This window comes from Carnobacterium gallinarum DSM 4847 (assembly GCF_000744375.1).
GTDB lineage: Bacteria > Bacillota > Bacilli > Lactobacillales > Carnobacteriaceae > Carnobacterium > Carnobacterium gallinarum.
Genome location: NZ_JQLU01000005.1, coordinates 3,024,879 through 3,037,612 on the forward strand (window position 1 = coordinate 3,024,879; position 12,734 = coordinate 3,037,612).

Below are 12,734 nucleotides of genomic sequence, written 5' to 3' on the forward strand. Positions count from 1 at the left end.
CTAACTCTTAGTTTTGAAACTTACTGATTAGATTGGCTAGCGCCGTGAGTAGGTTAGTTATTGCTGTAACTAACAATACTTTTTCTAAGACAGTGAGTTTCTTTTTCTTTCTCGGGTTCAATTTATCACCTCCTTGACTATATATTAATTATACCCTATACAGGTTATTTTGTCAATAACTTAATTCAATTAATTTTAAGAAAAAAACGACTTTCTTCTATTTAAATAGTCTATGCAAAAAGAAGTTAAAATTTTTATTTAATAGTTGCAATAGAATCATCTTTATCACATGATGAAAATAAACAATAAAGATGTTGAAGATTGCCAACATTTTGCCAACATTGAAATAAGTATCTATATTTTAAACTAGATTTAAATGGAATGGTTTAAGTTTTTTATTCTCTATAAACCTTAATATCCATAGGGTTAATTAGATAGTTTTAGGATTATTAAGGGTTAATTAAATCTGCAGATTGTATAAGAAGCCTTCATGGCTGTTCTGAAAATGGATGACGAACAACCTAAGAAGTAGCAAGGGTTTGTTTGAAAATAATTTAATAAAAAAGTAGAATTTCATTATTCTTTCGACCAAAACTATTTTTCTTAGTTTTTGGCCGGAAGTTTTTATTTTTAAGCATTGTCTCTAAGTAATTGTTCAAAGCTGTTAACGATTTCTTTTTGCGTATCGGAAAGACTATTTGATACTATTCGGAGTAACAGGATCACCATTATTTTAGTACATATGAAATCTGTTTTTATATACTATTATCCGTAAAAAATTTGTCTTTCCTTTTGCCTATTTTGGTGTCTCTTTAAGATGAGAAGAATGGTTTCGCCTAAACTGATAGTTTGATAAGAAGGTTGAGTTTTAGAAGTCCCAATTAAACTTTCTTTTTTCTTCATGAACATGTTTTATAAGCTTCTATCTGGCAGCAGAATTTATTGATTTTCAGATAAATCTATAAATTATAAGACTAATTATTAAATTTGCCTAACTGTTCCTCGTATAGTAAGGCATTCTTTCAACGTACGGAATGTACTAAAAAATTCACGTATTGTACCGACCCCAAAAAGTTAGACCTAAAAAATCTAACTTTTGGAGGTCTTTTTTGTATGGCAAAATATAGCACAGAATTTAAGATGAACGTTGTACAAAACTATTTAAATGGAGAAGGTGGAATGAAATAGTTAGCTAAAAAATATGGAATTAAAGGAATCTCTCAAGTACAAATTTGGATAAATACGTACAAAGAATTTGGTGAAGAAGGTCTACTTCGTAGTCGCCAAAATAAAACTTATTCTGTTCAATTCAAGCTAGATGCGATAGAGTTATATCTAACAACAGAGATGTCCTATCGAGAAGTTGCCAATCAGTTTGGAATGACCAATCTTTCTATGATTGCCAATTGGCGTAAAGCTTACCAAGAAAATGGAGTAGATGGGCTCTCACAACCGAAAGGACGTCCATCTAAAATGCCTAAAAAAAAGAATAAATTACCAGCTATCGATTCTTCAAAAAAAGAGTTAATCTATTTAGAAGAGCTTGAAAAAGAAAATCGACGATTAAAAATTGAGCTTGCCTATTTAAAAGAATTAAGGAGGTTGTGTTTGATGGAATAACAGAAAAACAAGCACGAATCATCCATAGCCTCCGAGGAAAATTCAGACTAATCGACATTCTTGAAACTCTCGGGTTTCCTAGGTCAACTTATATGTATTGGCAACAGCGTTTCAATCGTAAAAACCCAGATAAACAGATTGAAGAAGAGATGATAAAGATTCATCAAGAACATAAGAATTATGGGTATCGTCGGATGAATCAAGAACTTAGACATCGTGGAATTCTTGTAAATAAAAAGAAAGTCCAACGTTTAATGAAGAAAATTGGACTCTTAGTACGCTCATTTATACGAAAATTACGTAACTATAATTCCTACAAAGGAACTGTTGGAAGAGTGGCAAAAAAATGGATTTACCGTCATTTTTATACAAGTATTGTTCATCAAAAAATGACAACAGATACAACGGAATTTAAGTATTATGAAAAAGATCCCTCGGGTAGTTTACGCATTAAGAAACTTTATTTAAACCCGTTCATGGATATGTATCCTAGTGAGATTGTCTCTTACTCAATTTCAGAGAAACCTACAGCAAAAGCGATTATGGACGCATTGAAAGAAGCTATTGTGAAAACGAATGATTGCCTCTATCGTCGAACGTTCCATTCTGACCAAAGATGGGGATACCAAATGAAAGCCTATAGTCATGAATTAAAAAAGCATCAGATTTTTCAAAGCATGTCTCGTAAAGGAAACTGCTTGGACAATTCTCAAACAAGAACTTTACCATGGCGTTATCTATAAAAGTTATCAACAATTGAAAAAAGCAATTGAATGTTAGATAGAGTATTCTAATCATTCTCGAATAAAAGAAAAATTAGGCTGGCAAAGCCCAGTTCAATTTAGAAAGAAAATGAGTTTAACTGTGTAAAAAACAGAGTAGAAAATCTACTCTGTAAAAAAGTCTAACTTTTGGGGGTTACTACACAAAGAACTGATTTTGTTGGTGCTTTTTTGTTTTGTGTGAGTTCGCAAATCTTGGTATAGATGAGTAATGAATTTCAATAATTTTCTAACTATATTATTTTTGGAATCAAAAAAAATTAAAGAACTAAGGTAACCAATTTATATATTAATAGACATACAGTTATGTTAAAATTAATATTAAAATAATTTAATTACAGGTAAAGAAAGGAGAACAATGGAACAATTAAAAAGTGATTTAGGCGGTGCTAGCCAAAAAGCAACGGCTCTAAAAAATGCAACAGATATCCTGATTCAATCAGTCGTTATAACCACTGATACTCAAACAACAGTTGCTGGGAATACAAATGGACAAGCAGCTATTAAATCGGCGCAGGACAAAGCAAAACAAATAGCCAACGCGGTTGTAAAAGCTTCAAGTAATATCCAAAGTGTTGCTAAAGAATTTGAAGGATTGGATGCCAAGGTAGCTCAATCAGTATCCAAACTATTTGGGGGGATTTGAATGGATAGATGGGAGGAGCTACATAAAAAAGAACGTTTATTGATGGAGCGAGAAGATCAGTTAGTTCATGAAAAAAATCAAGTACAACGAATAAATGAAGCCTATGAGGAATATTTTAATGAAGGCCATCATTTTATGTCTGATTTGCAAGATAGCTTTTATGAAAATGACGATAGCTTACAGTTTGAAGCTATCCGAGATGAATATACTTATGAATCCAACAAGGTACTAGCTGATTTAGAAGAGAGTACAGAGGAATTAAATAAACATAAACGAAAGATTCAAATGGAATTAGATGAAGTGGTCTATGATAAAAGGCGAGTATCTTTGGAAGAAAAAGAGGTGAAAAATGAGCATTGATATGTATGTTTCAGCTTCAAAAAATCAAGCAAAAAGTGTGAGTGATATGACAAAGCAACAGATAACGGGTTACGAAGAATTACAAAAAGCCATTGCTGATTTCACTTTAAATAGTCCTTTTTTAACAGGTAAAGCTTATGATACGTCTAAAGCTTTTTTTTCAACAGTGTTGTATCCTTTGGCTCAAGGTGGTATTTTATTATCAGAGGCTGTGGATAGAGCTGTTACTAAGTTTCCAGAAGACTATCAATCTCAAGTAGATAGTGGCAATTTAAAGCAATCGGATTTAGAAGAAAAGATTAGACAAGCGGAGGGGTTGATCGGGCAAGCCGAAGGAATACGCACTATGTTAGAATCTTCATTGACGCCAGATATTATCAAAACATCTCAGTTAGCAGCTAATTTAAGATTATTAGAATCCTATAGTGGAGTTAAACGAATTTTAGAAGAAAAATTAGATAAGTTAATGACGTTTAATCACAATTCACCCAAAATATTTGAGGAAATTCAAGCTTTAGAAGATGCAATTGATCAAGGTTTAGCACAAACAACAACAGCTTTTAATCCAGCAACAGGAACTTTTACGATTCCAAGTAAGGGAGCGTTAAGTTGGAGTAAAACAATCAACGAAAAATGGGCAGATTATGAAGCACGCCATACAGCTGAAGACAAGGTAGAGGTTAAAAAAACACAATTGCCAGGTGCAGAAATTGTGTATATGGTTTATAGAAATGGCGAATTAGACAAAGAGGCAACCAGTGAATTAGCTAAAGAAATAGCAAAAGCTGATTTGAAATCAATGAACGCTTTTTTAGCAGGTGCAGGTTATCAGGTACTTGAAAATAATGGTGTGAAAGCTCTCTTAGATTTTGTTTTTGGGGAAAGGGAACTAGAGGATTCTGTTAAACAACATAAAGGATATAATGAAGGTGTATTTACTGGTAATTTGTTAAGTTTACTGCAATCGGGTGCCGAGTTTATTGGAGGCGGATTGTGGCTCTTAGGCGGTACAAGTGGTAGTTTAGCGTTAGCCCCAGCAACAGGAGGTTCAAGTGTTTCAGCAATACCAGCCATATCAGGTAGTACATTAGCTATCTGGGGACATGCGGCGGCTGTTGGTGGCATGAGTATTCAGAATATCATGAGTGGAGGGAATTATGACCATACATCCAACTCAGTGGGGAATATGGATGAATTTTTTGAAAGTGAATTTGGTTCTGAATTAAAAGGAAAAATCTCAAAAAATGGAAAACGAGTAGATGGACAACAAGTATTTAAGGTAGATAATAAAAAACTAAAAGAATTAGGTTTGAAAAAAGGCGACCAAATATACCTAGATGGTATGCACAAAGACCATTTAGAGGTATTTGACGATAAAGGTAATTTTTTAAAGGTCCTTAATTTAGATGGAACAATTAATAGAGAAAAAACCATAAAAGGTTTAGGAAGGGTGTTAAAATAATGTTGGATTCGAAGGATTTTGATACATTATTTGACTTTTATAAAAAAATAAATCAAAAAAATAAAAGTGAAAACAGAGTTGATTTTCCTATAGTTGAGTTAAAAGAAGATGTCATTGATGAGATAATAGAAGATTTACAGGCATTAAAAAAAATTATTAAAGAATTAGAAACAATAGATATGACTAAAAAATTAGATGAAATAAATTATCAATATGTATTTAGAGATAACCTTGCTAAATTAATAGGTGTATACGGACATTTAAGTTCTGAATTTCAAGACTTATATAAACTTAATGCGCAATTTATACAAAGCTTGCCAGAAGGTCCCCAAGATGATTCTGAATTGATAAAATAGCCCATCCAATTCAATTTTCAATAAAGGATATAGAGAAAAATAAAGAATATCAAAAGTCTAATGGAGAGATTAGATATAAATTGACAGAAATAGTAGAGTGACTATTTAGATTACTAGTGAATTATTCTGATGTGCAATTTGTTTATTTTGGTTACGGATAGTGGTAACGAATATCTAAAATTTAGTGAAACACAGTGAAGCTATTTTATTGAATGTTGATTGGAAACTTTAATGTCACACTATTTTCCAACTCACTAAAAGTCAGGCGTAGCCAACCAGGTCTTAAGAAAGCCCGTAAAGCTTCACAATTCTCTAAGCGTTAAAATCGTTGTTATATCAACGTTATGGACACTTTCTCATTTCGAGAGAGTGTCTTTTTTTGTGATTTTGGGTACGAGAATGGGTACGCGTTTTGAAATGGAGCGTACCTTACCTTGTACAAGGCTTCTTAAAACTAGTAGTTAATTTGCTTTTTTTGCTTCTTGTAATCGTTGTTCAAATTTTTCATAAGTGGACAAATCAACAATATTTGGTGTATTTACATAAATTTCTGTTGTCTTGGTATCAGAATGGGTCAAGGCTCTGGAAATTTGTTCCATTGTGGCACCACCTTCATATGCTAAGGTGCTGAATGTATGTCGTAGCTTATGAGGTGTTGCGTGAACCAAATAGTTATGTCGACGTTCAACTGAGTTAATACGATAGTTGAGATAGTCCATATGCACAGGAACGTTGATATCTCCTTTTCGGTTAGTACAGGTAAAGAGAAACTGTTCAGAATTCTGCTTTATTCCAATTTTTAACAGGTCTTGAGCTTGTTCATTTTTCCATTTAGTTAGTAGCTCAATTAGTGAAGCAGGTAGATGGAACTTAGTGTTTTTTCTACCTTTAGTAGGAGTTAAATTCCCCATCTTATCTTTACTCTGAACTAAAAGAATGGTCTCTTTTTCTAAATCAATATGTTTCCACTGCAAAGCATAACTTTCACTTTTTCGGTCACCTAAATTTAGCGTTAAAGTAAATAGAACAAAATCTTGGAATGTAAGAAGCTTGTCATTAAAATCTTGTTGGATAGCTTGAATCCAATCGAGAAGCTGTTCTGCTGTTAAAGATTCTCCTTTTAAAATTCTTTCCATTTTTCTACGCTGTTTTAATGGGTCTCCTACATAACGAATAATTTTAGCGATACGGTTATATTCAATGTAATCAAGAAGTTCTGCAATATCAAATAGCTGGTTTACATAACTTTTAACTGTTTTGATATTTGCATACTTTTGAGCTTTAGCATTTAATTTACGTAGAACTAAATCTTTGTTTGTATTTAACTCTAGGAGAGAGTAACTGCCGAACATTGGGAGAATATGCAAGCGGAATAGGTCTTTTGTATTGAGAATCGTTTGTTCTGCTGGAATGGTTCGATTTCTACCACTAGAACCGTTACAATACATATCTAACCAAACTAGCTCGTAAAAGTCCTTAAAAGACATATTTGCTTTTAATTCAAAAGCTCGTTCATGTTTTTCAATCTGAACCTTTTCAATCTTTTTAAGAATGTCTTTTTCAGCTTGCAGAGCTTCTTTTTTAGAGTCATATGTTTTTCTGAATCTCTGTGAAGTAACACCAAGGATTTCTCTTACTTCTTTAGGATAAAACACCTCAACTTTGTAATTTCCACTATTCATTTTTGTGATTGCCATTAATTTTTTCCTACTTTCTTACGTGAATCAGAACGTAGAAAGACTACAGTTTGATTATAGAACAAAATTTTCATTTGTAAATCTTTTTTATTAACTTGATTGAACATGTTTTTTTAACCACTTGTCAATTTCTTGCTTGTCATAAAGTATGACCCCATTAATGTTAATACGGGGAAGTCCTTCTGTAATTAGTTTATCAATCGTATTGTTGGAAAGGTTCAGATATTGGCACAATTGATTCTTTTTAAGATAGCGTTTATTTAGTCCTAAATCGATTTGAAATTGCGTGACTTCATTCTCTAATAACTGATGAATACTTTCCTGTAACCTTTGTTTTTGAGTGTCAGACAGTAAAATAGTGAGTTCGTTCATGTATGTGTTCCTCCATGTTTTTTGATTTTTGTATAGCGAACGTTTCGTTCTTCAAAGCCTATTTCTTTGTGTGGAATACCTTGTTCATCCCAAGTTTGAAAGAAGATAGGACTTTTTCGTACATAGTTGTTTGTAAATAGTATTTCTTGCTTGTCTATCTCATAAGGTTGATTTGTTAGTCTTTTGATTTCAATAGGTTGCGTTAGATTTTGAGATTTGAAGAACGCTTTTTTCTTATGTTCCTTTAGCTCTAAATCTTTATCGAAATACTTGCTTACATATCGCCCTCTATTTTCAGCGCTGTCCACATCAATTCGGTTAATCCCTATGATTCCATGTCCCCAGATATTTACAAGTTGAGAGTGAGGAAGGTAAGGGAATCCGAATAAAATAATATGATAATGGATAGCACCACGTTTTTGATTTTCCCACGTAGCTAGATATTTAATTTGGGATTTCTTAGTTTTGTATAGTTGGTAGTTTAACCGTTTCATAAATTTTTTGAACTCACTATTTGTATAGGCTATGTCTGTTATGTTTTCTTTAAAGGTTAGGGTTAAGAATTTCGTTTGGTTATCAAAGTTAGTATCAATTAGTCTGGCAACGGCAAAGCGTTGGTTTTTATAGTGTTTTTGCTTTCTCTTTAGGCTATCATATTGTCCTTGTGCAGTTAATTCATCAAATGTGTATTTGGTATTTTTCAGCCAATCAGGCGTTTCTTTCTTTTCAACGTTGTCTTTTTTTCTTTTTGATAGTATAGGTTGTTCATATTCCCAAATTTCAATATACGTAGGTGTTTCAATGATTTTTGATTGTATCCATGTAGCAATCTTAATCACTCCTACTAAAGAAATTGAGTTTTGTTATTGATGATGCAGTTGTCAAAGAACGAGTTTAAACAATCTTTTATTTTTCGCCAGATAGTGTTCTATAAATCAAGTTAAGTAGGAAGAAACGCTTCGCTTTTTCTTCCAGACAACCCATCCATCGTGTGGCTATTTTCGGACAGAATGCGGTCTGGACTTATGTCCTACCGCTTCCGCCGAAACCACCCGCTGGAAGTATTGTCTTGCTCATATATTTCATCTTTTTTTTGATGTATATCCTTATATTGATGAGTTAATTCTTGGCAATGAATAGCCAACTTGTCTATATCATTTTTGATTTCCTTTAAGTTAGTTTCTACCTTTTCCCAAATAACAGCCATCAATTCATGATGATTCATATTGTTGTATTTATCATCCGTATCAAAGAGTTGACGTAGTGTTTTGTCACGTCCAAGAGTAGGCATTAAATGGACACCTTTTTGAAGTAGTTGAATTTCAGATGTCGAAAAAGTTCTTATTTTTCGGCGATTGCTAGATTCGATACCTTTATTAAAGTTTGTAAAAGTGGCGTAATCATAGCGGAATGTATAATGACATTCTTTTTGAATGAAATTTGCCCAGCTATTTAAGGTGGATAAAGAGTGAAGCCCTTGTATTTTTTCAAGGGCTTCGTAAGCAGTAAAGTAATTAGTAGTGCTCATTTTTTATTAACCAGTGTGGCAGATTTAGCAGAAGCGGTTAGACCATAGCTGATAAAATGTCCATTTGCACGTCCCCATGGAGTAATGGTTAATTGTTCAAATGTAATGATTGCCATTCCTTCTTTTCCTAAATCTTCATTCGAGATAACAGGAAATTCTGAGGCTACTTTTACGCTTACTTTCTCAAAACGTAATTTTGGAAGAATGCATTCATAGTTCCAGCCTAAGACTTCTCCATCTTTTTGCCACTTGGTTACTTGTACAACTTGGTAGTCACTTTCAAGTTTTGTTATTGGTAAAACTAAGTCATTGATTTTAATTGCCAAATTAGATTCCTTCTTTCTTTTTGTGTAAACGATTTTGTATACGATGAGTTTAAAAAAATGTAGGGTACCTCTACAAATTGAATTATATACGATTGCATACACGAAGTCAACAAGTAAATTGAAAAAAATATACGATTTTTTATACGGTTGTGATATACTCATATGGAAGACGTATTTAGGAGGGATTAAACATGTTTGAATTGCTGAAACCAAATAAGGAAAAAGTTGGAAATCGCTTAAGAATGGTAAAAGATGAATTAGGTTTGTCTTTTACAGAGTATGGAAATAGATTAGGCTTGATTAAACCAACCATTAATTCATATGTACGAGGATATTCTCTAGCGCCATTGGAAGTAGTTAAGAAGGTTTCTAAACTTAGCAATAAACCAGTAGGATGGTTTTATTTTGGTGAACTTGAAGAGTATATCCAAGATTATTTAGTATTAAAAGGACATCAAGTATTACTTAATGACCATCCAGATGTACCAGCGGAAATCAAAAAGGAATTTTTAACGGGTAGCTTCAAAAATCCTGGTTGGGAAAATGAAGTAGGTTATCCAGTTGAGGAATTTATGGATGATTGTTTTGCGGAGATTCACCAGAAGCTATTAAGAGAACATATTCAAGAATTATCCTTAATGTATCTTAAAAAGAATGCTGAACTAGATGAAGTAAAGAGATTGGATGCCAGTATTTTTATTACATCAGAAATGATGGGTTATTATGAAGCAACAAGAGATTTTGACTATGGCGATACAGATAAAATGATGGCTTCTATACAGAATTTCTATGAGAGTAATCTAAAGGGGGAGGATCTCTCTTTTGATGATGGTTATCTCGTTGGAAAATTAATCAATATCCTTGCAGATAGTAATAAGACAGAACAACTGATTTCAAGTTTGTCTGGCGAATTAACAGGGAAAAAATTCTCGAATGCTTTTGGAGGAGACGAGTTAATAAGTACTTTTCAATCTTTACGACCAGAGTTGTTAAAGATATATGCAGAGAAAACCTACGAAGATTATTATGACTGGTTTGAAAAATAAATGAAGATAGATAATGAACAATTGAATAAGCCAACAGCAACTATATTTACTAGTGTTGCTGTTGGCTTATTTTTTTAATGTAGTGATTGTTACGTTAAGGAATCTTCTGATTCTAAGTGACTATAATTTACTCCTTCAGAAAATCCTTTTCTATATATATTTATGTGTACATATTCAGCAAGTTGAAATTTAATTTTTTTAAGAATCTTTTTATTAGTTTCAGTTGGATGTTCTAGTACTTTAGTTTCAGCAAAGTTAATTTTTGTCTCATAAGCAGATATTCTTCATCTTCTTGTATAAAGTGAGATAAATAGTCAAGATAACTTTCTTTAAAAATTTGTTGTAATTCTTTTTCTAATGTCATTGTCGTTCCTCCTATATATTTATTTGAACAATCCATGTCTATGCGAACAACACTCTGGGAATATTATACTATATCATGTTCATATAGACAACAAAAATAGGGTCAATGGAGGAAACTTAATGTTGGAAGATACTCATGATAGAAAAGTGGAAATACTGATTAATAATTTATTGGCAGAACGTAAGATGTCTTTGAGAGAACTTGCACGTTTGTCAGGAATTGAGCCATCTAATTTAAGTAATCTTGCAAATGGTAAAAGAGAACGAATTTATTTGGAGCATATTGAAAGAATTGCGGATGCGCTGGAGATTGATGATATATCAAAGATTCTAAGACTTAAGTAGTTAGTATCGATAATTCGTACTATTTTTATTGATTAAATTATAATTAAATAGGTTTGATTAGGAGGAATATATGGTAGATTTAAAATTTGAAAAACTAACACCCGATAAAGATGTAGATATTTCTTCATACGAAGAAGCTTTAAATTTTTCTTTTTCTAATGAAGATGTAACAAATGTTGCTTTGACGGGTTCATATGGTGTAGGTAAAAGTTCAATAATTGAAACGTATGAAAATAAGCATCCTGAAAATAATTATTTGCATATTCTCTTTCACATTTTATTGACGTCATTTTTTGCTTAAAAAGCGTAATTCTTTACGATTTATTTGACATGTCAAAAGATTAAAGCACATTAAATAGCTATTTTTATAAATAGGCTCGGAATATCACACCATTTAAAAAGGTAGTTGACAATACTATATTGCAAGCGTTGTGTATTGTCAGCGCAAAGTATAGCCTATGTTTACTTTTCTCAATTTTCCTATTTCGTTTCTCTACTGTTCTTCCATATTGACAATCTCCATATATTAATTTTATATGCTGAGAAATAAAATATTTATCAATTTTTTACAATATGTAGATATTTTTTGATATACTGGTTTTATAATGAATTAAAAAGATCTATATTAGAGATGATTGAAGGAGGAATCTATGGTGAAAATTGCTTCGAATATTGACGTAGCTAATAAAGCAGTTGCAGGAGTAAAGTCAGTAATACTTAATAAAGGGCAACAAGTAACTTTGAGAAAAAGCACGGTTTGAGTATGAAAACAGGGACAGAAGTTAATAACCAACTGTTATCAGATTATCTCAACTGGTGGAATGTGTCTCAACTCAAAGTGAGAAATTTCCTAAGATTGCAGAGCTTATGCCCTTCAAGATAGCCAGATTAAATTTTAAGGGGTGAAAACATTGGAAAACAAAAAGAACGAGCAAGATAGAGCTAGTTACAATCAATTGATAATACAAAAAGAAGATCAAATGGATGAACTTACAATTGAAAAAAGAAAAATAGGCGAAGCTATTCAAACTCTAGAGGAAGATCTTCACAGAGGCTTTCAAAATGTGGCTATGTTAAATGATGAAGCAGCACGATTTGGAAATGTTGAAAATAATCGGCTACAGCGCCATGATGAGGAACAATCGAGAATATTTCGGCAGCTATTACAAGAGTCAAACGAGCAGATTGAAATAGGCTATCATGTGGGAAGAAGAAAATAGGTGAAGAGCGAGAGGCACTTTATAAGAAACGGGTGAGGTTCCTTGGGATTAGTTTATTCAAGTAGTGAGTCCGCCGAATTAATTCAAGTATTAACAAGTAATTTGGCAAGTGGAAAAGAAGCGACCAATCAATTAAAGGCAGGAAGCCAACAAGTGGTCGCTGCAGTAGATAGCCATACATTAGCCGGAGCTGCCTATACTGCTGGAAAAGGACTGTTTAGTGATTTGATTATTCCAACGATTACACGGGCAACTACGCTTGTGAATCAATAGAACAAGAACTCCAACAATATAATTCAGCTGATCAAAGCATTTCGAGCGAAGGTTATTGGATGAAGATATTTTAACGCAACAAATTGCTACAAAAAAAGCTATGAAGGCGTCAGTTAATTTTGCTTCAAATGTGGCAAAAACAGCAGTCAGAAGTAATCCTGTGGCAGCCATACTAGATGCGTTGCTTGACTTTCAACGTAATTTAACTCATATGTCTGAAAATATTCAAGATGATATTGACCAATTGAACAAGAAATTAGAAAAGTTGTATAACTTTTCTTCGCAAACAAATGGATTGTTTAGTAACAGTCTAAATGATATGAAGATAGTGATGCAAG

The 12,734-nt window shown here is 32.6% G+C and carries 17 protein-coding genes and 2 pseudogenes; 13 read left to right on the forward strand and 6 right to left on the reverse strand.

Annotated features, from left to right (window positions below):
- The first annotated feature begins 1,236 nt into the window (after positions 1-1,236).
- From BR43_RS20780 to rpsI, 7 genes and pseudogenes are all read left to right on the forward strand, one after another.
- The gene (locus BR43_RS20780) at positions 1,237-1,620 is read left to right on the forward strand and encodes a helix-turn-helix domain-containing protein (protein ID WP_425393657.1); all 384 of its coding nucleotides are present in this window, start codon (positions 1,237-1,239) and stop codon (positions 1,618-1,620) included.
- Positions 1,605-2,363, forward strand: coding sequence for an IS3 family transposase (locus tag BR43_RS20785; RefSeq protein WP_425393646.1), 759 nt, complete (start codon positions 1,605-1,607; stop codon positions 2,361-2,363). Before BR43_RS20780 ends, BR43_RS20785 begins: the two co-directional genes overlap by 16 nt.
- 397 nt (positions 2,364-2,760) lie before the next feature.
- Positions 2,761-3,048: a TIGR04197 family type VII secretion effector gene (locus BR43_RS18825; protein WP_034564834.1), complete on the forward strand. Its 288-nt coding sequence runs from the start codon at positions 2,761-2,763 to the stop codon at positions 3,046-3,048.
- Positions 3,049-3,408 carry a DUF3958 family protein gene (locus BR43_RS18830; RefSeq protein ID WP_034564835.1) on the forward strand — a complete coding sequence of 120 codons (360 nt, stop codon included), beginning with the start codon at positions 3,049-3,051 and terminating at the stop codon, positions 3,406-3,408.
- On the forward strand, positions 3,398-4,870 hold the full coding sequence (locus BR43_RS19345) for a T7SS effector LXG polymorphic toxin (RefSeq protein ID WP_051934041.1): 1,473 nt from the start codon (positions 3,398-3,400) through the stop codon (positions 4,868-4,870). Before BR43_RS18830 ends, BR43_RS19345 begins: the two co-directional genes overlap by 11 nt.
- Complete coding sequence (locus tag BR43_RS18840) at positions 4,870-5,226, forward strand: hypothetical protein (RefSeq protein ID WP_034564836.1); 357 nt, start codon at positions 4,870-4,872, stop codon at positions 5,224-5,226. Before BR43_RS19345 ends, BR43_RS18840 begins: the two co-directional genes overlap by 1 nt.
- 239 nt (positions 5,227-5,465) lie before the next feature.
- Positions 5,466-5,549: pseudogene (gene rpsI, locus BR43_RS20795) on the forward strand (30S ribosomal protein S9); the annotation flags it as partial.
- A gap of 138 nt (positions 5,550-5,687) precedes the next feature.
- Here the strand turns inward: rpsI and BR43_RS18845 are convergent.
- The 5 genes from BR43_RS18845 to BR43_RS18865 all read right to left on the reverse strand — a co-directional run bounded on the left by BR43_RS18845 (position 5,688) and on the right by BR43_RS18865 (position 9,149).
- Positions 5,688-6,923 carry a tyrosine-type recombinase/integrase gene (locus tag BR43_RS18845; RefSeq protein WP_034562519.1) on the reverse strand — a complete coding sequence of 412 codons (1,236 nt, stop codon included), beginning with the start codon at positions 6,921-6,923 and terminating at the stop codon, positions 5,688-5,690.
- A 90-nt stretch (positions 6,924-7,013) separates the two neighbouring features.
- Positions 7,014-7,295 carry a helix-turn-helix transcriptional regulator gene (locus tag BR43_RS18850; protein WP_034562521.1) on the reverse strand — a complete coding sequence of 94 codons (282 nt, stop codon included), beginning with the start codon at positions 7,293-7,295 and terminating at the stop codon, positions 7,014-7,016.
- Positions 7,292-8,134 (reverse strand): rolling circle replication-associated protein, encoded by an 843-nt coding sequence (locus BR43_RS18855; RefSeq protein WP_034564837.1) that lies wholly within the window; start codon positions 8,132-8,134, stop codon positions 7,292-7,294. The genes BR43_RS18850 and BR43_RS18855 overlap by 4 nt, the downstream gene beginning before the upstream one ends.
- 191 nt (positions 8,135-8,325) lie before the next feature.
- Positions 8,326-8,823 carry a hypothetical protein gene (locus tag BR43_RS18860; protein WP_034562525.1) on the reverse strand — a complete coding sequence of 166 codons (498 nt, stop codon included), beginning with the start codon at positions 8,821-8,823 and terminating at the stop codon, positions 8,326-8,328.
- Entirely contained in the window at positions 8,820-9,149 is a 330-nt protein-coding gene (locus BR43_RS18865; protein ID WP_034559996.1) for a hypothetical protein, read from the reverse strand. Before BR43_RS18865 ends, BR43_RS18860 begins: the two co-directional genes overlap by 4 nt.
- A 191-nt stretch (positions 9,150-9,340) precedes the next feature.
- On the opposite strand from BR43_RS18865, the gene BR43_RS18870 reads away from it, so the two are divergent.
- Positions 9,341-10,195, forward strand: a complete 855-nt coding sequence (locus BR43_RS18870) for a helix-turn-helix domain-containing protein (RefSeq protein WP_034559995.1) — start codon at positions 9,341-9,343, stop codon at positions 10,193-10,195.
- Between the two features lie 232 nt (positions 10,196-10,427).
- Here the strand turns inward: BR43_RS18870 and BR43_RS20665 are convergent, their stop codons facing one another.
- Positions 10,428-10,559 carry a hypothetical protein gene (locus BR43_RS20665; RefSeq protein ID WP_281173978.1) on the reverse strand — a complete coding sequence of 44 codons (132 nt, stop codon included), beginning with the start codon at positions 10,557-10,559 and terminating at the stop codon, positions 10,428-10,430.
- Positions 10,560-10,678: 119 nt separating this feature from the next.
- On the opposite strand from BR43_RS20665, the gene BR43_RS18875 reads away from it, so the two are divergent.
- From BR43_RS18875 to BR43_RS19355, 5 genes and pseudogenes are all read left to right on the forward strand, one after another.
- Positions 10,679-10,903: a helix-turn-helix domain-containing protein gene (locus BR43_RS18875; protein WP_034559993.1), complete on the forward strand. Its 225-nt coding sequence runs from the start codon at positions 10,679-10,681 to the stop codon at positions 10,901-10,903.
- Between the two features lie 70 nt (positions 10,904-10,973).
- Positions 10,974-11,204: a YobI family P-loop NTPase gene (locus tag BR43_RS18880; protein ID WP_034564839.1), complete on the forward strand. Its 231-nt coding sequence runs from the start codon at positions 10,974-10,976 to the stop codon at positions 11,202-11,204.
- Positions 11,205-11,814: 610 nt separating this feature from the next.
- Entirely contained in the window at positions 11,815-12,123 is a 309-nt protein-coding gene (locus tag BR43_RS18885; RefSeq protein WP_034564840.1) for a hypothetical protein, read from the forward strand.
- Positions 12,124-12,165: 42 nt separating this feature from the next.
- On the forward strand, positions 12,166-12,396 hold the full coding sequence (locus BR43_RS19350) for a hypothetical protein (RefSeq protein WP_051934042.1): 231 nt from the start codon (positions 12,166-12,168) through the stop codon (positions 12,394-12,396).
- Between the two features lie 55 nt (positions 12,397-12,451).
- Positions 12,452-12,734, forward strand: a pseudogene (locus BR43_RS19355) (LXG domain-containing protein); the annotation flags it as partial.